We start from the raw sequence: 21,941 nt of genomic DNA on the forward strand, positions 1-21,941 counted from the left end.
TCCTGATCCTCGACGAGCCGACCGGCGTGCTGACCCCGGCCGAGGCCGACCAGCTCTTTTCCGTGCTCCGCCACCTGCGCGACGAGGGAAAGACCGTCATCCTCATCACGCACAAGCTGCGCGAGATCCTGGCCGTCACCGACAATGTCTCCGTCATGCGGCGCGGCGAGATCGTCGCGACGGTCAAGACATCAGAGACCAGCGCGGCGGAACTCGCCGAACTCATGGTCGGGCGGCGTGTGCTCTTGCGCGTCGAAAAGGGCGAGGCCGCGCCGAAGGCTCCGCTTCTGGACGTGCGGAACCTCACCGTACGGGACGGGCGCGGCGTCACCATGGTGGACGACGTGTCGTTCAGCTTGCGCGCGGGCGAGATCGTCGGCATCGCGGGCGTGGCGGGCAACGGCCAGTCGGAGCTTCTGGAAGCGCTGTCGGGCATTCGGGCGGCGGAAAGCGGCACGCTGCGCCTCAACGGCGAGGCGCTGGACCTGAAGCGCGACATGGACCCCGCCGGCCTTCGCGCGCGGGGCCTCGCCCATGTGCCTGAAGATCGGCATCATATGGGCCTCGTCCTGCCCTTCAAGGAATATGAGAACGCCATTCTCGGCTATCACCGCGACCCCGCCTATGCGAAGGGGCCGTTCTTGAGCGTTTCGGCCATGCGCGCGGAAGCGAAGGAAAAGATCGCGGCCTATGACATCCGCCCGCCCTCGGCCGATCTGAAGACCGCCAATTTCTCCGGCGGCAATCAGCAGAAGGTCGTTCTGGCGCGCGAAATGGAGCGCGACCCCGCCGTGCTCCTGATTGGCCAGCCGACGCGCGGCGTCGATGTCGGCGCCATCGAATTCATCCATAAGCGCATCATCGAGATGCGCGACGCCGGCAAGGCGGTTCTGCTCGTCTCCGTCGAACTCGACGAAATCCGCGCCCTGTCCGACCGCATCCTCGTGATGTGCGCGGGCCGCGTCGTCGGCGAGCGCAGCCCCGACACGTCCGAAGGCGAACTCGGCCTGATGATGGCCGGCGAGACGGCAGCGGAGGCGGCGGAATGAGGGACGCGCGCGTCACGCTCGTCACCTTGGGCGTCACCGACATTGCCCGCGCCGCCCGCTTTTACGAGACGCTCGGCTGGGTGAGGACGGATCAGGGCAACGACAAGGTGATCTTCCTGCAAGGGGAGGGGCTGGTTCTCTCGCTGTTCGGCTTGCAGGATCTGGCTGACGACGCGTCGCTGCCGCTGGAAGCGCTGCCGCGCTTTCGCGGCATGACGCTGGCGATCAATCTTTCCAGCGAAGCGGAAGCCGATCGGCTCTTCGCGCTCGCCTGCGAGGCCGGCGGCGTGCCCGTGAAGGCCCCGCAAAAGGTCTTCTGGGGCGGCTATTCCGGCTATTTCGCCGATCCCGACGGGCATCTCTGGGAGATCGCCCACAATCCCTTCTTCGCGCTCGACGCCGCCGGGCGGCTCGACCTTCTGAATCAGCCGAAGGACCCGGCATGAGCCGACCCTATACCAAGCTTCCCGCCTGGATCGACCATGGCGTCATTCCGCTCGTCAATGTCGTGGTGGCCTTTCTGGTCGCCGGGCTCGTGGTCCTGGCCGTCGGAGAAAGTCCGGTTGAGGCCGCGCGTCTCATGCTGCGCGGCGCCTTCGGCTATGGCGAGGGCTTCGGCTTCACGCTCTACTACACGACCAACTTCATCCTGACGGGCCTCGCCGTCGCGGTCGCCTTTCACGGCGGCCTGTTCAATATCGGCGGCGAGGGGCAGGCCTATGTCGGGGGCCTCGGCGTCGCGCTGGTGGCGCTGAACCTCGGCTCCATCCTGCCCTGGTGGGTGAACCTGCCCCTGGCGGTGGTCGCGGCCGGCGCCTTCGGCGCGGCCTGGGCCTTTCTGCCGGGCTATCTCCAGGCCAAGCGCGGCAGCCATGTCGTCATCACGACGATCATGTTCAATTTCATCGCCTCGGCGCTGATGGTCTATCTCCTCGTCGGCCCCTTGCGCCCGCTCGGCACGATGCAGCCCGAAACGCGCCAGTTCGATGCGGGCGGGCAATTGCCCAAGCTCGGCGGGCTGTTCGAGAGTCTGGGCATGAGTCTCGGCGGCGCGCCATTGAACATGACCTTCTTCGTCGCGCTTGCCGCCGCGCTCTTCGTCTGGGTGCTGATCTGGCGCACGCGGCTCGGCTATGAAATCCGCACGCTGGGCTTCTCGCCCGCCGCCGCGCGCTATGCCGGCATGAAGGAAACGCGCCTCGTCGTGACCATCATGCTGATCTCCGGCGCGCTCGCCGGCATCATGGCGCTGAACTCGGTGATGGGCGATCAGTACCGGCTTCAGCTCAACTTCCCGGCCGGCGCAGGCTTTGTGGGCATCGCCGTCGCGCTCATGGGCCGGGGCCATCCGCTCGGCATCCTGCCGGCCGCGCTTCTCTTCGGCGTTCTCTATCAGGGCGGGGCGGAACTCGCCTTCGACATGCCATCGATCTCGCGCGACATGATTGTCATCATCCAGGGCCTCGTGATCCTCTTTGCCGGCGCGCTCGAAAACATGCTGCGGCCGGGCGTCGGCAGGCTCTACGGCTTCGTGCGCCTGCCGCTGACGAAACCCTTGCCCGCCGAGGAGGCCCGCTGATGGAACTGCTCGGCCTTCTCAATCTCCTGGATTCCACCATCCGCCTCTCGACGCCGCTTCTCTTCGCGGCGCTGGCTGGCCTTTATTCCGAGCGCTCGGGCGTCTTCGACATCGGGCTGGAAGGTAAGATGCTGGCGGCGGCCTTTGCCTCCGCCGCTGTCGCGGCCCTGTCGCAGAACGCCTTTGCGGGCCTCGCCGCCGGCATCGGCGTCGCCGTCGTCTTCTCACTGGTCCATGGCTTGGCCTCGATCACCTATCGCGGCAACCAGATCGTCTCGGGCGTGGCGCTGAACTTCATCGCGTCGGGTCTCACCATCATCCTCGGCGCGGCCTGGTTCGGGCAGGGCGGCAACACGCCGACGCTCAGCCAAAGCGGGCGCTTTCTCGACATCGCTCTGCCGGGCGCGGAGGCGGTCAAGGATGTGCCGGTTCTGGGCTTCGTCTATTCCGGCCTTGTGTCGGGGCAGAACCTTCTCGTCTATCTCGCCTTCCTCGCCGTGCCCTTCACCTGGTGGGTGCTCTATCGCACACGCTTCGGCCTGCGCCTTCGCGCGGTCGGCGAAAATCCCGGCGCGGTGGATACGGCCGGCATCTCGGTCACATGGCTGCGCTACCGCGCCGTGATCATCTGCGGTGTGCTCACCGGCATGGCCGGCACCTATCTCGCCATCGCGCAGTCGGCGGGCTTTGCGCGCGAGATGACGGCGGGGCGCGGCTATATCGCGCTGGCGGCCCTCATCTTCGCCAATTGGAAGCCGGTGCCCGTCATGTTCGCCTGCCTCCTGTTCGGCTTTCTGGACGCGGCCTCGATCCGCCTCCAGACGACGGAACTGCCTCTCATCGGTCAGATCCCGCCGCAGCTCGTCCAGGCGCTGCCCTATATCCTGACCGTGATCCTGCTCGCCGGCTTCGTCGGCAAGTCGCACCCGCCCAAAGCCGGCGGCGTGCCCTATGTGAAAGAGCGCTGATGTCGGAAGACCTGTTTCTCAAGGCGCGCTCGGCCATGAAGAAGTGCCACGCGCCCTATTCCAACTTTCCCGTCGGCGCGGCCCTGCGCACCGAAGACGGGCGCATCTATGCCGGCTGCAATATCGAGGTCGTGAGCTTTCCCGAAGGCTGGTGCGCCGAGACGACGGCCATCGCCCATATGGTGATGGATGGCGGCGGCAAGATCGCGGAAATCGCGGTCGTCGCCGAGCGGCTGCGCGCCTGCTCGCCCTGCGGGGGCTGCCGCCAGCGCATCGCGGAGTTCGCCAGCGCCGAGACGCGCGTCTTCCTGTGCGACGCCGTTGAGGGCGTGGTGGAAACCATACTGATGGGCGAACTTCTGCCCAAGGCCTTTCCGACGGATGCCGTCTCGTGAGCGCGGCGGCGGATGCCCTGCGGGATCGGCTCGGCGCGCGTCGGCCGCGCGTCGCGCTGGTGCTCGGCTCCGGCCTCGGTGCGCTCGTGCGCGAGGTCGAGGACGCCCATCACATTCCCTATCGCGATCTGCCGGGCTTTCCCGTCTCGGCCGTGTCGGGCCATGCGGGCGAGGTGGTCTCGGGCTGGCTGGCGGGCGTCGATGTCCTGATCCTGTCGGGCCGCATTCATTATTACGAGGCGGGCAACGCGGCGGCCATGCGCCCCGCGCTGGAAGCCTTGAAGGCGGTCGGCGTCGAGATCCTGTGCCTCACCAACGCGGCCGGCTCGGTGAACCCCGCGATCGCGCCGGGCGAGGTCATGCTGATCGACGATCACATCGCCTTTTCCGGGGCCAATCCGCTGATCGGGGAGCCGACCGACGCCCGCTTCGTCGGGATGACCTCGGCCTATGATCCGCAGCTGCGCGAGGCCATGCTGCGCGGTGCGATCAAAGCTGAGGAGGCGCTGCACCGCGGCGTCTATATGTGGTTCTCCGGACCGTCCTTCGAGACGCCGGCCGAAATCCGCATGGCGCGGGTTCTGGGCGCGGATGCGGTCGGCATGTCCACCGTGCCGGAAACGATCCTCGGACGTTTCTTGGGTCTTCGCGTCGTCGGCGCCTCCGTCGTCACCAATTTCGGCGCGGGCATGACGGGTGCGGAACTCAGCCACACAGAAACCAAGGACATGGCGCCGATCGGCGGCGCCAAGCTCGCCCGCATCCTCGCCCACGCCCTGCCGGAGTTCGCCCTATGAGGGATCGCGCAGACGACGCACGCCGGCTGATCGCCTGCCTCGACCTCACCAATCTCAACGAGACCTGCACACCGGCCGATATCGACGCGCTGGTGAAGCGCGCTCAGACGCCCGAGGGCGATGTCGCGGCCATCTGCATCTGGCCGCGCTTCGTCGCGCAGGCGCGGGCCATTCTGCCCGAGACCATCCATCTCGCGACGGTCGTGAACTTTCCGGCCGGGGGCGAGGACGTGGAGGCCACCGTCCGGGAAACGAAGCAGGCCGTGGCCGATGGCGCGGACGAGATCGACCTCGTGATCGCCTATCGGCGCGTCGCCGCCGATCCTGCCTTTGTCGAGGCTCAGGTCCGCGCGGTGAAGGCGGCGGCCGGTTCGGCGCGGTTGAAGGCCATCCTGGAAACGGGGGAGCTTACCGACCCCGACCTGATCCTCTCGGCCTCAGAGGCAGCGCTGCGGGGCGGAGCGGATTTCCTGAAGACCTCGACCGGCAAGGTACCCGTCAGCGCGACACCCGAGGCCGCCCGTATCCTGCTTCAGGTCATCGCGAATGGCGGCGGCGCGGTCGGTTTCAAGCCGTCCGGCGGCATCAAGACCTACGAGGACGCCAAGCTCTATCGCGACATGGCCGAAGAGGTTTGCGGCGCGGGCTGGCCGACGCCCGACCGCTTCCGGCTCGGCGCGTCCGGTGTCCTGACCGACCTTCTGGCGGTGGCCGGCGGGGACGGGCGAGGCGGCGAGACGAGCGGCTATTGATGCGCCTGCCCGCCGAGATCATCCGCGCCAAGCGCGACGGGCTGGCGCTGGACGGGGCCGAGATCGCGGATTTCGTGCGCGGTGTCAGCAAGGGCGCGATCCCCGACGCGCAGATCGCAGCACTTTGCATGGCGATCTTCCTGCGCGGCATGGATCGCGATGAGACCGTCGCGCTGACGCTCGCCATGCGCGATTCCGGCGATGTGCTCGACTGGCGCTTTCTGGAGCGTCCGGTCGCCGACAAGCATTCCACCGGCGGCGTCGGCGACAATGTCTCGCTGATGCTGGCACCGATCCTGGCCGACTGCGGCGCGGCGGTGCCGATGATCTCGGGCCGGGGCCTCGGCCATACCGGCGGTACGCTGGACAAGCTGGAAGCCATTCCGGGCTACACGGTCACGCCCGAGCCGGATCGCTTTCGCCGCGTGGTCAGCCAAGTCGGCTGCGCCATCGTCGGGCAGACGGCGCGCCTCGCCCCGGCGGATGGGCGCATCTACGCCGTGCGCGATACGACGGCCACGGTGGAATCGACGCCGCTCATCGTCGCCTCCATCCTGTCGAAGAAGCTCGCGGCCGGCCTCCAAAGCCTCGTTCTCGACGTGAAGACGGGCTCGGGCGCCTTCATGGCGGATGAGGCGGATGCGCGCGCGCTCGCCCGCGCGCTGGTGGATGTCGCCAACGGGGCTGGCCTGCCCTGCAGCGCGCTGCTCACCGATATGAGCCAGCCGCTGGCAGCGGAAGCCGGCAATGCGCTGGAAGTGGCCAACGCCGTTCGTTTTTTGAAGGGCGAAAGCGCCGGCACGCGGCTGCATCGGGTCACGTTGGCGCTCTGCGCCGAAGCTCTGGTCCAGGCGGGGCTCGCCGGAAACGCCGATGAAGGCGAGACCTTGGCTGCGCGCGCGCTGGAAAGTGGCGCGGCGCTGGAGCGGTTTGGCGCGATGATCGCCGGGCTCGGCGGCCCGGCCGATTTCGTGGAACGGATGGACGCCTACCTGCCAGCCGCGCCCGTGGTGCGCCCCGTCGCCGCGCTTTCGGCCGGCATCGTGGCTGGGATGGACACGCGCGCGCTGGGGTTGGCCGTGGTGCAACTGGGCGGCGGGCGCAGCGTGCCGGGCGAGGCGATCGACCCCTCGGTCGGCCTGTCAGCCATCGCGCCGCTCGGAACGTCTGTCGCGCCGGGCGATCCGCTGGGCTTCGTCCATGCCCGAAGCGAAGCAGAAGCCGAGCGCGGGGTGGCGCAGGTTCTCGCTGGTATCACGCTGGCCGAGACGGCTCCTGAAAGCCGCGATGTGATCGACCGGATCGGATAAAGCCGTCCCTGCGATGGGGCGCAATGGGTGCCGGAAGCCGGGGCTTCGCGCGACCTATGGCTCGGCTGGCCCGTCGCCCTCAGGGCACCAGCGTCAGCGTATTGCCGCTGGCCGAAAAGCTCTTCAGGCGCTTGAGGAAGCTCATCCCGAGAAGGGTGGTGGACAGCGCCTCGCCCTTGGCCACCATGACATCGACATCGCGCACTTCCACCGAGCCGATGGCAATGCGTCTCGCCTTGGCGAGCGCGACGGGCATGGGGCCATTGGCGGTCTGGGCCACGCCGGTGAAGGCTTCGGGCGGAACATTGATGCCGAGACGGCGCGCCGTGCGCTCGTTGACGGCCACATAGGTCGCGCCCGTGTCGATCAGCACGGGCTCGATGCGCCCCTCGAAGCGCGCTTCCGTGCGGAAATGCCCGTCCGCGCCGGCGCGCAGCTGCAGGCCGCGACCGCTCGCGGGCGCGGGCAGCGCGGCTTCCACCACCTTGGCCGGTGGGGTCAACTGCTCGGCCTCGCCCGTTTGCAGCGTCGCGCGATAGCGCTCGAACACCGATGGAAAGGCCATGGCGACGATCGAGGCGAAGACGGCAAAGCCGAGAAGCCGGGTCATGCTCAAGTTCCCTGGGCAGCGAGCGGAGGCCGATCGAGGAAGCTTGGCGGCAAATGGTGAACGAAGGCTTGGGGAATGCCTCGTCGGACACCTTATGGTTAGGGATCAATGGGGCGTCGGGCTTCGATTTTCCCTGACTGCCCCTGGGCTCGCCGAAGCAATGCGGCTCGGACGCTCGGGTTGGGAAACGCGCCGGCCTTCGCGCGGATGATCTCAGAGGCTGTCCGGCCGCCCATCGGGTCGGGCCGTCGTGAGGTGTGTCGTCGGCGTGAAGCGCTCAAGGAAGACGATGCGTGGGCAAGGCCCAGCCTCGGCCACGAGACGGCGGGTGGATGGGGCAAACCGTTCGGGGGCCTCAACAGCGCGGAGGCTTTCCGACGGCCGATGGATACGACGGCCCGAAAGGGAGAAAGGCCCGCCATGAAGCGAGCCTTTCCAGAATTCGGCGCATCCGCCTATTTCAGATTCGCGTCATGCGTATGGTGCGTGTCCTGCTCGCCGCCACCGCCCGAGATCTGCGCACGGGGGCCGTTGGTCGGCTCGCCCGGCTTGGGGCCGCGACCCTCGGTGGGGTCGGGTCGGTCGGGCGCCTGATGGCTGGAGCCGGGGCCGCCATGATGGCGGTTGGCGCTTTCCGTCTTCGATGAGCTGGACATGGCTAGCGGTCCTGCTGATGACCCTGATGGGTCGTGTTCTGGTGGATATTGCCTTGCCGGCCCTGCGTATCGAGATTGCCGGGGGAGGCCTGAGCGCCTTTGGCGACGGTATCAGCCTTGTGGGTCTCGTGGTCGCCCGGTCCTTTCGGGCTCAGATTCTCGGCCGGGATCGGCGGGGATTTGGAGGACATGCGATCGCTCCTTCTCGTTGTTCGAGAAGGTTAATCCCGTTCTCCCCCATGGGTTCCCAGCCTTTCGCCGGGCAAGGATTTGGCTCTCAAGGCCGGGGCGCATCCGTCTTGGGCGCGAGGTCCGCATCCGTCAGGGTCTTCAGGAAGGCCACGACATCGTCGATCTCGCTCTCGCTCAAGGCCGGCGCGCCGCCCGGCTTGCGGCCGAAGGGCGGCTCCTGGTTCACGTTGGCGCGCGCGGCCTCTGGCAGGTCGTCATAGGTTCGGGCGGTGCCGTCGGCCTTGTGCCCGTACCAGCGGCCGGGGTCGGTGTCGCGCGTGGCATAGAAGGCCACCGCATCGCGCAGCGAATGGAACACGCCATTGTGGAAGAAGCTCGTGCGCAGGGCGACATTGCGCAAGGAGGGCGTGCGGAACAGGCCGCAATAGTCGGTGTGATCCTTGAGATCGGTGCGATAAGGGCCGCAGAGGCCGAGGTCGAAATAGCGGGGATCGCGATTGGCCGGGATCGCTTCGTTGCGCGGCGGCGCGATGGCGAGAAAACCGAAGTCGGAGAATTGCGGCGGCTCGCCGTCATTGGCGCGTTCGCTCACATGGCAGCTCGAACAATTGCCCTTGTCCTCCGCCTGAAACAGGGCGAGCCCGCGTTTTTCCTGGTCCGTGAGATCGCCCTTGCCGGCGAGATAGGCGTCGTAGCGGCTGGAATAGGGATAGAACTCGGCCGGGTTCTGCTCGAAGGCGGCCAGAGCCTTGCCGGCCGCGTGCAGCGCATTCTCGGGCCGCTCGAAGATATCGCCCCCGAACAGGCGCTTCAGCTCGGGCGCATAGGGCGCGGCGGCGAGCGAGCGGGTGAGGCTCGCCGCATCCGCATTGGCCATTTCGAAGGGCGAGAGAAGCGGGATCGCCGATTGCGCCGCGCCGCCGTCCACGCGCCCGTCCCAGGTGAGGCCGCCGGTCGGGCCATTGTCGACGCTCTCGTCGGCCTCGTCGTCGGATTCGAAATAATGCTGGGTAAAGGGGGGAACGGCCTGCAGATAGCGCAGCGACGGCACGGCCCTCACGCCCGGCCGGTCCAGCGCCGGCCCGCCCATCATCACGGGCTCGGCCGAAGCCGGGCCGAAAGCATGGGCCGGGTCGTGGCAGGTCGAGCAAGCTTCGCGGCCGGACGCCGACAGGGACGGGTCGAAGAACATCTCTTGCCCGAGCGCCCGGAGCGCATCGGCCCGCGCAAAGGCCTGCACACGGCTCATCGGCGCGGCATCGGGGTGCGGCGGCCCGCCGGCCTGAACCAGCGCAGGCAGGAAGGGCGCGCCAAAGGCGGTGAGCGTCAGGCCCAGCAGGGCAGCAAGGTGCAGACGAAGGGGCTGCGGGGTCATATCGGCGACTCTTCACATCGACAGGGCGAACCTCGCGCACCCAGCAGCACGCGGAGCGGCGGGCTTGGCCGCAGCGGATCGTCCAGACAACTCGCAGGCAACAGCGATTCGCCGCGCTTGGCGCTCGCTCCTATCGGCGCGGTTCGTGACATCTCGATGAATTCCAGCGCCGATTTAATTTTCACGCGAATGTGAAACTGTCACGAACCTGTCAGAACTCGGGCCTAGAGCGGCGGCGCGAACCCTCCCCCTGGAGGGCCGTGCCGTTCGCCGCCTTCCCTTGCGGCCGGCCTCTTTCGAAGGGCTCTTGATGATGAAGCTTTCCCAGCTTTCTCGCCGTCTTCTGGCGGGCGCATCCGCCGCGCTCGTGCTCGCGCCGAGCATCGCATCCGCCGCGCCGGCGGGGCTCGACAAGATCGACACCGTGGTCGTGATCTATGCCGAGAACCGCAGCTTCGATAATCTCTATGGCGCCTTCCCCGGCGCGGACGGTATCGCGCAGGCCTCCGCCGAATCCAAGCTCCAGCTCGATCGCGACGGCAAGCCGCTGTCCGAATTGCCGCCAGTCTGGGAAGGGCTGACGGCCAAGGGCGTGACCCCGGTCATCAACGAAACGCAGACCGAGCACCTGTCGAACGCGCCTTTCGCTTTGGACGATCCCAAGGGCTTCGACCTGTCGCTCGGCACCATCACACGCGATCTCTGGCACCGCTTCTATCAGGAGCAGATGCAGATCGACGGTGGAAAGAACGACAAGTTCGCGGCATGGGCCGATTCCGGCGCGCTGGTCATGAGCCATTTCGACGGCTCGAACATGCCGATGTGGAAGGTCGCGCAGAAATACGTTCTGGCCGACCACTTCTTCCAGGCGGGCTTCGGCGGCTCGTTCTTCAACCATTTCCAGCTCGCCTGCGCCTGCGCGCCGGTTTATCCCGACGCCGACAAGAGCCCGGCCAAGGATCTGATCGCGGCGGTGGATGGCGACGGCAAGACGCTGACGCTCGCGGCCAACTCCCCGGCTTCGGCGCTGGAGGGCATGCCGAAATTCGAGAAGGACGGCAATCTGACGCCGGACTTCTACGCCGTGAACACGATGCAGCCGCCCTATCAGCCGAGCGCCAACGCGCCGGCCGAGGGCGGCGACAAGGCCTATGCGGATCCGGCCAAGCCCACGACCCTGCCGCCGCAGCATGAGGCGACGATCGGCGATCTCCTGTCGCAGAAGGGGATCGGCTGGGCCTGGTATGCCGGCGCCTGGCAGGACACGCTGGACGGCAAGAACGCCCGGCCCGTGCCGAACTTCCAGTTTCACCACCAGCCCTTCAACTATTTCGCGGCCTATGCGCCGGGCACGCCCGCGCGCGCCGAGCATCTGAAGGACGGCGGAATGGCCGGGGCGAAGTTCATCGCCGATATCGACGCCGGCCATCTGCCCGCCGTCTCCTTCTACAAGCCGCAGGGCAATCTGAACGAGCACAATGGCTATACGGACGTGGCGAGCGGCGACGAGCACATCGCCGACGTGATCGCCCATCTCGAAAAGAGCCCGCAATGGGGGCACATGCTCGTCGTCGTCACCTATGACGAGAACGGCGGCTTGTGGGATCATGTCGCCCCGCCCAAGGCCGACCGCTGGGGCCCGGGCAACCGCATCCCCGCCATCATCGTCTCGCCCTTCGCGCGCAAGGGCACGGTGGACCACACGCAGTACGACACGACCTCGATCCTGCGCTTCATCACCGAGCGCTACGACCTGCCGGTTCTTCCCGGTCTCGCGCTGCGCGACAAGGCGCTGGCGGAGAACCACGAGAAGCCCATGGGCGATCTGACGGCGGCGCTCGACCTGTCGAAGTGAGCGGGGAGGCCTCCAGGCCTCTTCCTTGTGAAACGCGAAACGGCCCGGATGGCGCGCTCGCCGTCCGGGCCGTTCTCATCCATCGCTCCGCGCTTTCATTGCGCGGCGCGGCTTATTTCGTGCCGTACATGCGGTCGCCCGCGTCGCCCAGACCCGGCATGATATAGCCTTTCTCGTTCAGCCCCTCGTCGATCGAGGCGGTGAAGACGGGAATGTCGGGATGGGCGGCGCGGAAGCGCTGGATGCCTTCGGGCGCGGCGAGAAGGCACAGGAAGCGGATGTTCTTGGCACCGCGCTCCTTCAGCTTCTCCATGGCGGCGGTGGCGGAATTGGCCGTCGCCAGCATCGGGTCCACCACGATGATCAGGCGGTTGGCAAGGTCTTCGGGCGCCTTGAAGTAATATTCCACGGGCTGGAGCGTATCGTGGTCGCGGTACATGCCGATATGGGCGACGCGCGCGGCCGGCACGAGATCCAGCATCCCTTCCAAGAGCCCGTTGCCGGCGCGCAGGATGGAAGCGAAGACGAGCTTCTTGCCTTCCAGGATCGGCGCGTCCATCTCGCGCATCGGCGTTTCGATGCGGGTCGTGGTCAGGTCGAGATCGCGCGTCACCTCGTAGCACAGAAGCGTCGAAATTTCCCGCAGGAGCCGGCGGAAGCTCGCCGTCGAGGTCTCCTTTTTGCGCATCAGGGTGAGCTTGTGCTGCACGAGCGGATGGTCGATGACGGTGACGCCGTCCATGCGGGAACCTCTTCTGGTCGTTCGTTCGTATGACAGGTCTATTGCGTTGCGGCCGGCGCGCCAAGCAGGAGCGCGCGCATGGTCAACAGGGACAGGAGGCGCTGGCGCGTCGCCGCGTCCATGAAACCCGCCTCGATGGCGTTGCGCGTCAGCGCCAGCCGTTCGGACGGACCGAAGCCCGCCGCTGCGGCAAAGGCATATTCGCGGGCGAGATCGGTGCCGAAAAAGGGCGGATCGTCGGAATTCACGGTCAGCCGCAGCCCGGCCTCGCGCAGGCGCTTCAGCGGATGGGCCGCCGCGTCGGGATAGACGCCGAGCGAGAGGTTGGAGCCGGGGCAGACCTCCAGCGTGATCGCCTCCTCGCGCAGGCGTTTCAGGAGGTCCGCGTCCTCGATCGACCGCACGCCATGTCCGATCCGCGTGACCTTCAGCTCATCCAGCGTCTCGCTGATGCCATCGGCCCCCGCGAACTCGCCGGCATGGGCGGTGAGGCCGAGCCCCGCCTCGGCGGCGATGCGAAAGGCGCGGGCAAAGTCGCGCGGGCGGTGAAGCCGCTCATCGCCGGCCATGCCGAAGCCCGTGACGCCCGACGCGCCGGCGGCAAATCGCGCGGCTTCCTCCACCGCCTCGGGGCCGAGATGGCGCACGCCGACCACGAGAAAACGGCAGACGATGCCGCTCGCCTGTTCCGCGTCCTTCGCCCCTTGCGAGAGGGCGTTGAGATAGGTCTCAGGCGACAGGCCGCTCGCCCGCGCATGGTCGGGTGAAATCGTCAGCTCGCTATAGATCGCGCCGTCGGCGGCGATGCGCGTCAGATAATCATAGGCGAGGCGGCGATAATCCTCCGGCCGACGCAGAAGCGCCGCCGCCCGGTCATAGGCCGCGAGAAAGCCGGAAAAACCCTCCCAGCGATAGGTCTCGCCTTCCGCAAAGCTGCCGAGATCCACGCCCTCGCGCCGCGCCAGTTCGCGCGCGAAGGCGGGCTCCAGCGTGCCCTCGACATGGGCGTGCAATTCGGCCAGCGGAAAACGGGCGTCGGTGGAGGAGGCGATCACAGGAAGCTCCTTCCATGCGCGCCGGCCGGCAGGCCGAGATGGGCGGCGACGCTTTCGCCGATATCGGCAAAGCTCGGTCGAAGGCCGATGGCGCGGGGTTCCATGCCTGGCCCGAAGCCGAGAATCGGCACATGCTCGCGCGTGTGGTCGGTGCCGGGATAGGTCGGGTCGCAGCCGTGGTCGGCGGTGAGGATCGCGAGATCGCCCGGCCGCAGCAGGGCTTCGAGTTCCGGCAGGCGCGCGTCGAACTCTTCGAGGGCTTTCGCATAGCCCGGCACGTCGCGTCGATGGCCGTAGATCATGTCGAAATCCACGAAATTGGCGAAGACGAGATCACCGTCCCCCGCGTCGTGAACCGCGCCGAGCATGGCGTCGAACAGCGCCATGTTGCCGTCGCCCTTGCGCACCTCGCTGATGCCCTGATGGGCGAAGATGTCGCCGATCTTGCCGATGCCGATGACGCGGCGGCCGGCGGCCACGGCACGGTCGAGCACGGTGGCTTCCGGGGGCGGTACGGAATAATCGCGCCGGTTGGCGGTGCGGCGGAAGCTGTCCGCTGTTTCTCCGGTGAAGGGCCTGGCGATGACGCGGCCGATATTGAGCGGATCGACATGGCGTCGGGCCGCGATGCAAAGCTCGTACAGACGGTCGAGGCCGAAATGGGTCTCGTGCGCGGCGATCTGCAACACGCTGTCGCTGGATGTGTAGAAGATCGGCTTGCCCGAGCGGAGGCTCTCCTCGCCGAAGCGCTCGATGATCTCCGTGCCCGAAGCATGGCAATCGCCCAGAATGCCGGGAATGCCCGTATCGTCCTGGATTGCCGCGATCAGCTCGGGCGGGAAGCAGGGGATCGTGCGCGGGAAATAGCCCCAGTCGAACAGGACAGGGACGCCCGCGATCTCCCAGTGGCCCGATGGCGTGTCCTTGCCCCGGCTGATCTCGGCCGCCGAACCCCAGAGCCCGGCGGGCTCGCCGCCATGCCCGCGACCACCGGCCGCATGGAAAAGCCCGAGCCGCTCCATGTTGGGCAGGCGCAGCGGCCCGGTGCGCTGGCCCGTTCGATCGGCCTCCCCGCGCTCGGCGGCTTCCCGGATATGACTGAACGTATCGGCGCCCTCGTCACCGAAGGCGCTCGCGTCGCCGGCTTGGCCGATGCCGAAGGAATCCAGAACGATCAGAACGGCGCGGGTCATGAACCAAGTCTCCTTGCCCGTCTTGTGCCATGGCGCGGCCGGCGACGAAAGACGAAGGGAAGGGGCGCATCGCAGACCTCTCCTGTCTTAGCGTTTGCAGGCGATCCTCAGGAGCAGTCCGAGCACTGGATGCCGGCGTTGCCGCTCGTGTTGCGCGGTGCGAAATAGGCGGATTTGCTCATCTCGATCCCATGCGTGAAGCCGAAACCGCCGAGCGGCGTGTAAAGATAGCTGGCTTCCACCACAACGAAGCTGCGCGACGGCTGGTTGGCGAGCGAGTCCGGCAGGATAAACTCCGTGCCCTTGCGCCGCGCCACCGCGCCGTTGACCGCGCTCGACCAATCCACCACCGCCTTGCCCTTGGCGTCGATCAGGATCGAACTCAAGACGATCTTGACCTTCGCGGCGTCCAGCGGCTGCATCAGCGCGCGGGCGATGTCGAGTTCGGCCGTGAGGTCCGCCTTGGTGGTGGCGGAATCCTGCGCGATGAGATCGGCCGTCGCGTTGGCGGTAGACTGGAGCTTGCGATGGGCGGTGATCGCCAGCGCCACATCCGACGCGCCAATATAAAGGAGCAACATCACCGGGACGATCACGGCGAACTCGACCGCCGCGATGCCCTGCCTGTTGCGATGAAACCGGGCCAAAAGGTCTATTGCCGTACCGCCCATCAATAGGGCTCCGTGCGAAAGGCGGAGACGCTGGCGAGCATCACCGTGCGATCGGCGTCGGATAGAAGATTTAAGACGTCACTCACGGGCGTCCACGGATAATACACGCGCAGGGCCATGATCGTCTTGGCCGAACCTTGCTGAGTCTGCGTGCCATTCCGTTCGCTTTCGGCCGGTTGCGAGAGGTCCACATCCTTGAACGACGAGTAAGTTCGGAGGTCGATCGTCAATTTGTCGCACGACAAAAAGACCTCGACCCGTTCGCAGATGATCTTGCGGAAGGTTTCCGGTTTCAGGTCGTCGGCGTCGAGTTGCCCCGTTCGAACCAGTCGGGACACCTGATCGACCCCGCCGTCCAGTGTCAGTTGCGACATGAACAGGAGGCCCGTTTCCACCGTTGCGAAGACCACGAACAGGAACGGAATCACCAGAAGCGCAAACTCGATGGCGGTTGCGCCCGAATTGTCCCGAGAAGGACGCCGTACCCAGACACCTCGGCGGCTTCGGGCTCTTTCGCCGGGCAGCCTGGCTTTCATCCTCGTCTCCCTTCACGCCGCATGGCGCGGGGGTATAGGGGTGATAGAAGGTTTGAGAAGCCGTTAACTCGGGTGATCACTGGCCGGTGGTGATCATGCCCTCGTGACTCTTGAACTGGGCGAGCGCGCGGCTGAAATTGTCGTCCTCGTCGCCCACCGTCACTTTCGGCTCGCAGCGCGGCGAGCAGGAGAAGGTGGAGCGGGCCGCCTGCCGGTAGATGCGCACGGAACGGTCTTCCCGGCTCGTGACGGTGACATCATCGTCCAGCACCACGTCGCCCGCAGGGCCGAGCACCACGACATTCGTCACGCCATAGGAGCGGCCCGTCAGCACCAGCGTTTCGGAATCATGCACCGTCACGTCCACGATGGACGGATTGCCGATGATGATCGTGCCGGCCGCGCGCGGGATTTTCAGGATGCGCGCGTGGTCCACCGCGACGTCGAGGCCGCCCACGCTTTCGGCCATGGCGGCAGGCGCGCTCGCAGCCAGGACGGCGAGGGTCAGGACGATCGACAAGGGGGCGGACCGGCGCATGAACACGCGAACTCCATCAGGCTCGGGCCATGATCGCCCTTGCGCCCGATCATGTGGCGGCAAGGTTAAGAACAGGTTTCGGTTCGATTCCTCCCTTGTTTACCACTTCGTGATCGGCCGGCATTTTTAGTGATCGTTAAGTACGCTCCTTAACCTAAGGGAAATCCTGAGGGGCTTAGGTTGGGCTTAACCGAACGACGAGGCTGGGCCGGGTCGTCGGGATGAGACCATAACCGCTCCTCAGGGGACCTCATTCATGATGAAGCTTTTCGCTCGCTTCCAGAAGAACGAATCCGGCGCCACGGCCATCGAGTACGGCCTTCTGGCGGCGCTGATCGGCGTGGGCATCATTGCCGGCGCGTCGACTCTGGGCAACAATTTGAACACCAAGTTCAGCAACATCGGCACGAAGATCGGCACGACCGTTCCCTGATCTGAGTCAGGCTGACGAACTCGGACTTTGAGCTGCGCCGGACGGGCTTGGTTGCCCGCCCGGCGCGCTGCTGCGTGATGTGTTAACATTTCGCGGCAAGCATGTTGCTTCCCTGGTTGGGATAGCATCCTTCTGACATCGAATGCACCGGCCCATGCGGGAGGCGACATGCTCGCGACGATCTGCTGCCTGATCTTTGCCGGCGCGCTGCTGCTGGCCGTCCTCACCGATCTCGCCAGCATGACGATTCCGAACCGCCTCGTGGGCGCGGTCGCACTCTCCTTTTTCGTTTACGCTCTGAGCGCAGGTTGGCCTTGGGCTTCCGTCGGCTGGCATCTGGCGACGGGGGCCGCGATCCTGTGTCTGACCTTCGCCGCCTTCGCTTGCGGGTGGATGGGGGGAGGGGATGCGAAGCTGATCGCGGCGAGCGCCCTTTGGTTCGGCCCGTCCGCCGCGTTCTGGGACTATCTGTTTCTGGCCAGCCTGTTCGGCGGCGTTTTGACGTTGGCGATCCTGATGCTGCGCGCGTGTCTGCGTCCCACCACCGGCAACGCCTCGATCGACCGGCTTCTCGATGCCGGTTCGGGCGTCCCTTATGGCGTGGCGTTGGGGCCTGCCGGCCTTCTCGTGCTTGCGCGCTTTCCCGAGATGCAATCTCTTCTGGCGCTGATGTGACGTCGCGAAAGCCGGCGGTGTTTCCGGCTTGTTAACCATGTCTTGAGAGTTTTCCGTCGATAAAGGCTTAACGAGCGGACATCCGGCTCGGAGCACGATCGGGGGAACGCAATGCGTGGGACGCGTCTGGCGATTTTTGGCGTGGCAGGGGCTGCTGCGGCCGGCGCCGGCCTCATTGCCGTCAATCTCACGGCGCCCACCGCCGCACCCGAGACCGTGGTGATCACGGCCCAGCCGGCCGAGCCTCCGATCAAGCTGGTGGAGGTTCTCGCCGCCTCGCGCAACATCGCCATGGGCGAGCGCGTGGATGGCGCGCTGGAATGGGTTCAATGGCCTGAAACCGCGCTGTCGGAAGGGCTTCTTCGCCGCGACAGCAGCCCCAATGCTCTGGAGGAGTCCAAGGGCTCCATCGCCCGGCAGGCCTTCTTCACCGGCGAGCCCATCCGGGATGCCAAACTGATCAAGAGCGATCGCGGGTTCATGTCGGCCATCCTGCCGGAGGGCAAGCGCGCCATCGCCGTGCAGATCGCCGCCGACACCTCGGCCGGCGGCTTCATCCTGCCGAACGACCATGTGGACGTGATCATGGCGCGCGAGAAGACGACGCCGGGCGCGGCCTCCCAGCCCCAGACGAGCGTCGAGACCACGACGATCCTGAAGAACCTGCGCGTCCTCGCGATCGACCAGACGATCGAGGAAAAGGACGGAACGCGGGTCGTGGTCGGCTCCACGGCAACGCTCGAAGTCGATCCGCAACAGGCCGAAGCGCTGACGGCGGCCAGCCGGATGAGCGATCGTCTCATCCTGTCGCTGCGCGCGCTGGCCGATTCCGTTCCCGGCTCGCCCGGCTATGCCCGCTTCCTGCTGGAGCAGGAGCAGGCTCCGCAGAAAACGCAGATCCGCGTGGTGCGCTACGGCAAGACCACCGACATCACGACGAGGAACTGACGGATGTCGCTTTCCTTTCGCTCATCCCATTCGCGCCGGATCGCCGCTCTCCTGCAAGCTTCGCTGGCCGTCCTGCCTCTCGTGCCGCTGCCGGCGCTGGCCGACAATGCCGTGATCGCCATCAACCGCCCGCAGCAGACGATCAGCCTCGGCCTCGACAAGTCCAAGGTGATCGACCTGCCGCGCGACGCGCACGACATCGTCGTGTCGAATCCGGCGGTGGCCGACGCCGTGACGCGCACGGCCCGGCGCATCTATATTTTCGGCAAGCAGATCGGCCAGACGAACATCTTCGTCTTCGACGCCAATGGGCGCGAGATCGCGGTTCTCGATCTGCGCATCGAGCGTGACATCTCGGCGCTCGCCTCCACCATCAAGCGCTTCATCCCGACCGCCGAGGTGCGGGCCGAGATGCTGAACGACAATGTGATCCTGACCGGCACGGTCGAGAACGCGCAGGATGCCCAGCGCGCCGTCGATCTGGCGAACATCTTCGTCACGGGCGGCGAGGCGACCACCGGCCAATATATCAAGACGGCGACCAGCGGAGCCTCGGCGGCTGGCGGCGGCGGGGTGGCGATCGGCGGCGTGTCGCAGGCGCAGGAGCGCCGCCAGAGCAGCCAGATCGTCAACATGCTGCAAATCCAAGGCGAGGATCAGGTCACGCTGAAAGTGACCGTCGCCGAGGTGCAGCGCTCCGTGGTCAAGCAGCTCGGCATCGACGGCACGGGCACCGCCTCGCTCGACGGAATGCTCTTCTCCTCCGTCAGCGACAATCCGTTCGGCCTCGGCAAGGCAATCTCCTCGGCGGGCGCGGCGATTGCCAATGGCGGCAACAGCCCCAACGGCATCTCCGCCCAGCTTCGCGCCATGGAGCAGGCAGGCGTGATGCGAACGCTGGCAGAGCCGAGCCTCACGGCCATCTCGGGCGAAAGCGCCTCGTTCAAGGTCGGTGGCGAATTCACCGTTGCCAGCGGCAAGTCGGAAACGCCGGCCAAGCGCACGCCGATCTTGAACGCCAATGGCGGGATCATCGGCTACGACGAAACCCCGGCCAGCGTCGAGTACCAGCACAAGGACATCGACTACGGGATCGGGCTCGACTTCACGCCGGTGGTCCTGTCGCCGGGGCGCATCAGCCTGAAGATCCGAACGGCGGTGTCCGAGCCCACCTTCGAGTCGCCCTATGCGATTCCGGGCGGCATCGCGCCGGGCGTCAACCTCGTGGGCATTCGCAAGCGCCTCGCCGACACCACGGTCGAGCTGCCCTCCGGCGGCTCGCTGGTGATCGCGGGCCTCGTGCGCGACGAGATGCGTCAGGTCATCTCGGGCTTTCCCGGTCTGTCCAAGCTCCCGATCCTCGGCACCCTGTTCCGCTCGCGCGACTTCCAGCGTTACGAGACCGAACTCGTGGTGATCGTGACGCCCTATCTGGTGCGCCCGGTCGCGCGCCAGCAACTGGCCCGGCCGGACGACAATCTGAACTTCTCCTCGGACGGCGCTTCCAACTTCCTTGGCCGCGTGAACCGCGTCTATGGCGCCGCAGACACCCGTCTTCCCCCCGGCCGCTACCACGGCAACGTCGGATACATCTACAAATGACCGCGCGCCGCAGCCTTTCCCCCCGCCGTTTCCTGCCCCTTGTCGCCCTGTCGCTTCTGGCTGGCTGCGCCAACCAGCATGTCGAGGTCGGCGCCGTTCCCGACGATTATCGCACCCGGCACCCGATCACGGTGCGCGAGGCGACGGAGGATCTGGAACTGTTCGTCGCCTCGTCGGACACGCGACTGACCCATCCCGACCTGACGCGCGTCGAAAGCTTCGGCACCCGCTTTCGCCGGGCGCGGGCTTCGGTCCTGCGCGTTGGTGTGCCGTCGGGCGCGCGCAACGAGGCGGCCGCCCGGCTGGTCGCCGACGACGTGACGCGGGTGCTTCGCCAGATCGGCGTGCCGCGCCAGCGCATCCTGATCACGTCATACCCCGCGCACGGCGTCGCCGACGTGCCGCCGCTGCTTTTGTCCTTCAACGGGATGGTGGCCGAGGTCGCACCCTGCGGACGCTGGCCGGACGACCTCGCCGACACGAGCGAGAACCGCAACTATCAGAATTTCGGCTGCGCCACGCAGAGCAATCTGGCCGCCCAGATCGCCGATCCGCGCGATCTTCTGGGGCCCCGCGGCGAAAGCGAGATCGATGCCGAGCGCCGCTCGGTGGTGATCGAGAAGTATCGCCAAGGGCAACGGACGGCCTCCGAGCCGCCTCGCCAATCGTCCGATTACAATTGGTAGGCCACACGCGATGACCGATCTTCCCCTCGACGATGCCGCCTATCGTCCGTCCGACATGGACATGCGCGAGCGCCTCGAAGCGCTGCGTCCGGTGCCGCGCATCACCATTCAGGCCTTCTGCGAAACCGCGCCCGTCGCCGCCGCGATCGAGGCGGCGGCCGCCGACCGGCGCATGGTGAAGGCGCACGCGCGCGTGCACCTGGGCGGCATCCGCGCGGCGAACGAGCATTACGCCACCGCGCCGACGCCCAATCTCGTGCTCCTGGAATCGGCGCAGTCGCCGGCCGATCTCCTGGCCGATCTCGACGGCCTGGCCGAGGTCTGCGATCCCGGCTCGAAAGTGGTGATCATCGGCCACCACAACGACGTGTCGCTCTATCGCGAGCTGACCCGGCGCGGCGTGTCGGACTATATGCTGGCACCCGTGCAGATGGCCGACGTCATCAGCGTCGTGTCGCAGCTGTTCATGGCCGAAAACGCCGAGCCGCTCGGCCGCACGCTGGCCTTTGTCGGCGCCAAGGGCGGCTCGGGGGCCTCCACCATCTGCCACAATATCAGCTGGACCATCGCCAAGCTGTTCGGCGGCGAGGTCATGCTGGCCGATCTCGACCTGCCCTTCGGCACGGCCAATATCGATTTCGACCGCGACCCGCCGCAGGGCGTGGCGGAGGCGGTGTTCTCGGCGGAGCGGCTGGACGAGGTGTTTCTCGACCGGCTCCTCGTCACCTGCGCCGAGCATCTTTCGCTTCTGGCGGCACCCTCCACGCTGGAGCGCGCCTATGATTTCGACGCGGAAGCCTTTTCGGCTCTGATCGACGCCGCCCAGCGCGGAACGCCCTGCGTCGTGCTCGACGTGCCCCATGTCTGGAACAGCTGGACGCGCACCGTTCTGGAGCGCGCCGACGAGGTGGTGATCGTGGCCGAGCCGGATCTCGCCAACCTGCGCAACGCCAAGAACCTGATGGACACGCTGCGCAAGGCGCGCCCCAACGACAAGCCCCCGCATCTCGTGTTGAACCGCGTCGGCGTGCCCAAGCGGCCCGAGATCGCGCCGGCCGAATTCGTCGAGCCGCTCGGCGTCCAGCCGGCGGCCCAGATCGCCTTCGATCCGCTGACCTTCGGCACGGCCGCCAATACCGGCCGGATGCTGACCGAGATCGACGGCAAACACGCCGCCGTCGCGGCCTTCGAGCATATGGCGCATGTGCTGACGGGGCGCAGCGCCGCCAAGCAGGCCCCGCGCGCGGGGCTGAGTGGGCTGCGCGCCCTGATGCGCCGGCGCTCGGCCTGACGGGCGCCGGGGCCGGCGTTCCGACAAGAGAGA

The 21,941-nt window shown here is 66.8% G+C and carries 25 protein-coding genes; 15 read left to right on the forward strand and 10 right to left on the reverse strand.

Annotated features, from left to right (window positions below; genetic code table 11):
- From NS365_RS14245 to deoA, 8 genes are all read left to right on the forward strand, one after another.
- A partial coding sequence (locus tag NS365_RS14245) for an ABC transporter ATP-binding protein (protein WP_058600964.1) occupies nt 1-1,049 on the forward strand: 1,049 nt, incomplete at its 5' end.
- Nucleotides 1,046-1,495: a VOC family protein gene (locus tag NS365_RS14250; RefSeq protein WP_058600965.1), complete on the forward strand. Its 450-nt coding sequence runs from the start codon at nt 1,046-1,048 to the stop codon at nt 1,493-1,495. The genes NS365_RS14245 and NS365_RS14250, both read left to right, overlap by 4 nt.
- A complete protein-coding gene (locus NS365_RS14255; protein WP_058600966.1) occupies nt 1,492-2,628 on the forward strand; it encodes an ABC transporter permease in 1,137 nt (378 codons plus the stop codon). Before NS365_RS14250 ends, NS365_RS14255 begins: the two co-directional genes overlap by 4 nt.
- The gene (locus tag NS365_RS14260; protein ID WP_058600967.1) at nt 2,628-3,596 is read left to right on the forward strand and encodes an ABC transporter permease; all 969 of its coding nucleotides are present in this window, start codon (nt 2,628-2,630) and stop codon (nt 3,594-3,596) included. Before NS365_RS14255 ends, NS365_RS14260 begins: the two co-directional genes overlap by 1 nt.
- Nucleotides 3,596-3,991 (forward strand): cytidine deaminase, encoded by a 396-nt coding sequence (locus NS365_RS14265; RefSeq protein WP_058600968.1) that lies wholly within the window; start codon nt 3,596-3,598, stop codon nt 3,989-3,991. The genes NS365_RS14260 and NS365_RS14265 overlap by 1 nt, the downstream gene beginning before the upstream one ends.
- Complete coding sequence (locus tag NS365_RS14270; RefSeq protein WP_058600969.1) at nt 3,988-4,788, forward strand: purine-nucleoside phosphorylase; 801 nt, start codon at nt 3,988-3,990, stop codon at nt 4,786-4,788. Before NS365_RS14265 ends, NS365_RS14270 begins: the two co-directional genes overlap by 4 nt.
- Nucleotides 4,785-5,540, forward strand: a complete 756-nt coding sequence (deoC, locus tag NS365_RS14275) for a deoxyribose-phosphate aldolase (protein WP_058600970.1) — start codon at nt 4,785-4,787, stop codon at nt 5,538-5,540. The genes NS365_RS14270 and deoC overlap by 4 nt, the downstream gene beginning before the upstream one ends.
- Entirely contained in the window at nt 5,540-6,850 is a 1,311-nt protein-coding gene (deoA, locus tag NS365_RS14280; RefSeq protein ID WP_058600971.1) for a thymidine phosphorylase, read from the forward strand. Before deoC ends, deoA begins: the two co-directional genes overlap by 1 nt.
- 79 nt (nt 6,851-6,929) lie before the next feature.
- Here the strand turns inward: deoA and NS365_RS14285 are convergent, their stop codons facing one another.
- The 4 genes from NS365_RS14285 to NS365_RS14300 all read right to left on the reverse strand — a co-directional run bounded on the left by NS365_RS14285 (nt 6,930) and on the right by NS365_RS14300 (nt 9,683).
- Nucleotides 6,930-7,460, reverse strand: coding sequence for a retropepsin-like aspartic protease family protein (locus NS365_RS14285; RefSeq protein ID WP_058600972.1), 531 nt, complete (start codon nt 7,458-7,460; stop codon nt 6,930-6,932).
- A gap of 455 nt (nt 7,461-7,915) precedes the next feature.
- A complete protein-coding gene (locus NS365_RS14290) occupies nt 7,916-8,116 on the reverse strand; it encodes a hypothetical protein (RefSeq protein WP_058600973.1) in 201 nt (66 codons plus the stop codon).
- A gap of 2 nt (nt 8,117-8,118) precedes the next feature.
- Nucleotides 8,119-8,307 (reverse strand): hypothetical protein, encoded by a 189-nt coding sequence (locus NS365_RS14295; RefSeq protein WP_058600974.1) that lies wholly within the window; start codon nt 8,305-8,307, stop codon nt 8,119-8,121.
- A gap of 86 nt (nt 8,308-8,393) precedes the next feature.
- On the reverse strand, nt 8,394-9,683 hold the full coding sequence (locus tag NS365_RS14300) for a cytochrome-c peroxidase (RefSeq protein WP_058600975.1): 1,290 nt from the start codon (nt 9,681-9,683) through the stop codon (nt 8,394-8,396).
- A 313-nt stretch (nt 9,684-9,996) separates the two neighbouring features.
- On the opposite strand from NS365_RS14300, the gene NS365_RS14305 reads away from it, so the two are divergent.
- Entirely contained in the window at nt 9,997-11,538 is a 1,542-nt protein-coding gene (locus tag NS365_RS14305; protein ID WP_430515423.1) for an acid phosphatase, read from the forward strand.
- Nucleotides 11,539-11,650: 112 nt separating this feature from the next.
- Here NS365_RS14305 and upp read toward each other — a convergent pair whose 3' ends face one another.
- The 6 genes from upp to NS365_RS14335 form a co-directional block, all read right to left on the reverse strand.
- Nucleotides 11,651-12,280: a uracil phosphoribosyltransferase gene (upp, locus tag NS365_RS14310; protein ID WP_058600977.1), complete on the reverse strand. Its 630-nt coding sequence runs from the start codon at nt 12,278-12,280 to the stop codon at nt 11,651-11,653.
- Between the two features lie 38 nt (nt 12,281-12,318).
- Nucleotides 12,319-13,335 (reverse strand): adenosine deaminase, encoded by a 1,017-nt coding sequence (gene add, locus NS365_RS14315; RefSeq protein ID WP_058600978.1) that lies wholly within the window; start codon nt 13,333-13,335, stop codon nt 12,319-12,321.
- Nucleotides 13,332-14,528 (reverse strand): phosphopentomutase, encoded by a 1,197-nt coding sequence (locus tag NS365_RS14320; RefSeq protein ID WP_058600979.1) that lies wholly within the window; start codon nt 14,526-14,528, stop codon nt 13,332-13,334. The genes add and NS365_RS14320 overlap by 4 nt, the downstream gene beginning before the upstream one ends.
- A gap of 107 nt (nt 14,529-14,635) precedes the next feature.
- Nucleotides 14,636-15,175, reverse strand: coding sequence for a TadE/TadG family type IV pilus assembly protein (locus tag NS365_RS14325; RefSeq protein ID WP_058600980.1), 540 nt, complete (start codon nt 15,173-15,175; stop codon nt 14,636-14,638).
- A gap of 23 nt (nt 15,176-15,198) precedes the next feature.
- Nucleotides 15,199-15,735, reverse strand: a complete 537-nt coding sequence (locus NS365_RS14330; protein WP_058600981.1) for a TadE/TadG family type IV pilus assembly protein — start codon at nt 15,733-15,735, stop codon at nt 15,199-15,201.
- A 76-nt stretch (nt 15,736-15,811) separates the two neighbouring features.
- Entirely contained in the window at nt 15,812-16,273 is a 462-nt protein-coding gene (locus NS365_RS14335; RefSeq protein ID WP_058600982.1) for a pilus assembly protein N-terminal domain-containing protein, read from the reverse strand.
- A 256-nt stretch (nt 16,274-16,529) separates the two neighbouring features.
- On the opposite strand from NS365_RS14335, the gene NS365_RS23615 reads away from it, so the two are divergent.
- The 6 genes from NS365_RS23615 to NS365_RS14360 all read left to right on the forward strand — a co-directional run bounded on the left by NS365_RS23615 (nt 16,530) and on the right by NS365_RS14360 (nt 21,908).
- A complete protein-coding gene (locus NS365_RS23615; protein ID WP_062222939.1) occupies nt 16,530-16,706 on the forward strand; it encodes a Flp family type IVb pilin in 177 nt (58 codons plus the stop codon).
- Between the two features lie 168 nt (nt 16,707-16,874).
- Nucleotides 16,875-17,381 (forward strand): A24 family peptidase, encoded by a 507-nt coding sequence (locus NS365_RS14340; RefSeq protein WP_058600983.1) that lies wholly within the window; start codon nt 16,875-16,877, stop codon nt 17,379-17,381.
- 111 nt (nt 17,382-17,492) lie between these two features.
- Complete coding sequence (gene cpaB / locus NS365_RS14345) at nt 17,493-18,329, forward strand: Flp pilus assembly protein CpaB (protein ID WP_058600984.1); 837 nt, start codon at nt 17,493-17,495, stop codon at nt 18,327-18,329.
- Nucleotides 18,330-18,332: 3 nt separating this feature from the next.
- Nucleotides 18,333-19,931 carry a type II and III secretion system protein family protein gene (locus NS365_RS14350; protein ID WP_058600985.1) on the forward strand — a complete coding sequence of 533 codons (1,599 nt, stop codon included), beginning with the start codon at nt 18,333-18,335 and terminating at the stop codon, nt 19,929-19,931.
- Nucleotides 19,928-20,617, forward strand: coding sequence for a CpaD family pilus assembly protein (locus NS365_RS14355; RefSeq protein ID WP_058600986.1), 690 nt, complete (start codon nt 19,928-19,930; stop codon nt 20,615-20,617). The genes NS365_RS14350 and NS365_RS14355 overlap by 4 nt, the downstream gene beginning before the upstream one ends.
- 10 nt (nt 20,618-20,627) lie before the next feature.
- A complete protein-coding gene (locus NS365_RS14360; protein ID WP_058600987.1) occupies nt 20,628-21,908 on the forward strand; it encodes an AAA family ATPase in 1,281 nt (426 codons plus the stop codon).
- Nucleotides 21,909-21,941: the final 33 nt, after the last annotated feature.

The organism is Aureimonas ureilytica (genome assembly GCF_001475935.1).
GTDB lineage: Bacteria > Pseudomonadota > Alphaproteobacteria > Rhizobiales > Rhizobiaceae > Aureimonas > Aureimonas ureilytica_A.

Excerpts from the sequence above, each read along its gene's own strand:
- NS365_RS14330 (WP_058600981.1), bottom strand. The coding sequence starts at position 15,735 with ATGAAAGCCAGGCTGCCCGGCGAAAGAGCCCGAAGCCGCCGAGGTGTC.
- NS365_RS14360 (WP_058600987.1), top strand. The coding sequence starts at position 20,628 with ATGACCGATCTTCCCCTCGACGATGCCGCCTATCGTCCGTCCGACATG.
- deoC (WP_058600970.1), top strand. The coding sequence starts at position 4,785 with ATGAGGGATCGCGCAGACGACGCACGCCGGCTGATCGCCTGCCTCGAC.
- NS365_RS14265 (WP_058600968.1), top strand. The coding sequence starts at position 3,596 with ATGTCGGAAGACCTGTTTCTCAAGGCGCGCTCGGCCATGAAGAAGTGC.
- cpaB (WP_058600984.1), top strand. The coding sequence starts at position 17,493 with ATGCGTGGGACGCGTCTGGCGATTTTTGGCGTGGCAGGGGCTGCTGCG.
- NS365_RS14290 (WP_058600973.1), bottom strand. The coding sequence starts at position 8,116 with ATGTCCAGCTCATCGAAGACGGAAAGCGCCAACCGCCATCATGGCGGC.
- NS365_RS14260 (WP_058600967.1), top strand. The coding sequence starts at position 2,628 with ATGGAACTGCTCGGCCTTCTCAATCTCCTGGATTCCACCATCCGCCTC.
- NS365_RS14255 (WP_058600966.1), top strand. The coding sequence starts at position 1,492 with ATGAGCCGACCCTATACCAAGCTTCCCGCCTGGATCGACCATGGCGTC.
- NS365_RS14320 (WP_058600979.1), bottom strand. The coding sequence starts at position 14,528 with ATGACCCGCGCCGTTCTGATCGTTCTGGATTCCTTCGGCATCGGCCAA.
- NS365_RS23615 (WP_062222939.1), top strand. The coding sequence starts at position 16,530 with ATGATGAAGCTTTTCGCTCGCTTCCAGAAGAACGAATCCGGCGCCACG.
- NS365_RS14295 (WP_058600974.1), bottom strand. The coding sequence starts at position 8,307 with ATGTCCTCCAAATCCCCGCCGATCCCGGCCGAGAATCTGAGCCCGAAA.
- NS365_RS14355 (WP_058600986.1), top strand. The coding sequence starts at position 19,928 with ATGACCGCGCGCCGCAGCCTTTCCCCCCGCCGTTTCCTGCCCCTTGTC.
- NS365_RS14350 (WP_058600985.1), top strand. The coding sequence starts at position 18,333 with ATGTCGCTTTCCTTTCGCTCATCCCATTCGCGCCGGATCGCCGCTCTC.
- NS365_RS14250 (WP_058600965.1), top strand. The coding sequence starts at position 1,046 with ATGAGGGACGCGCGCGTCACGCTCGTCACCTTGGGCGTCACCGACATT.
- NS365_RS14305 (WP_430515423.1), top strand. The coding sequence starts at position 9,997 with ATGAAGCTTTCCCAGCTTTCTCGCCGTCTTCTGGCGGGCGCATCCGCC.
- NS365_RS14335 (WP_058600982.1), bottom strand. The coding sequence starts at position 16,273 with ATGCGCCGGTCCGCCCCCTTGTCGATCGTCCTGACCCTCGCCGTCCTG.
- NS365_RS14300 (WP_058600975.1), bottom strand. The coding sequence starts at position 9,683 with ATGACCCCGCAGCCCCTTCGTCTGCACCTTGCTGCCCTGCTGGGCCTG.
- upp (WP_058600977.1), bottom strand. The coding sequence starts at position 12,280 with ATGGACGGCGTCACCGTCATCGACCATCCGCTCGTGCAGCACAAGCTC.
- NS365_RS14340 (WP_058600983.1), top strand. The coding sequence starts at position 16,875 with ATGCTCGCGACGATCTGCTGCCTGATCTTTGCCGGCGCGCTGCTGCTG.
- deoA (WP_058600971.1), top strand. The coding sequence starts at position 5,540 with ATGCGCCTGCCCGCCGAGATCATCCGCGCCAAGCGCGACGGGCTGGCG.
- NS365_RS14285 (WP_058600972.1), bottom strand. The coding sequence starts at position 7,460 with ATGACCCGGCTTCTCGGCTTTGCCGTCTTCGCCTCGATCGTCGCCATG.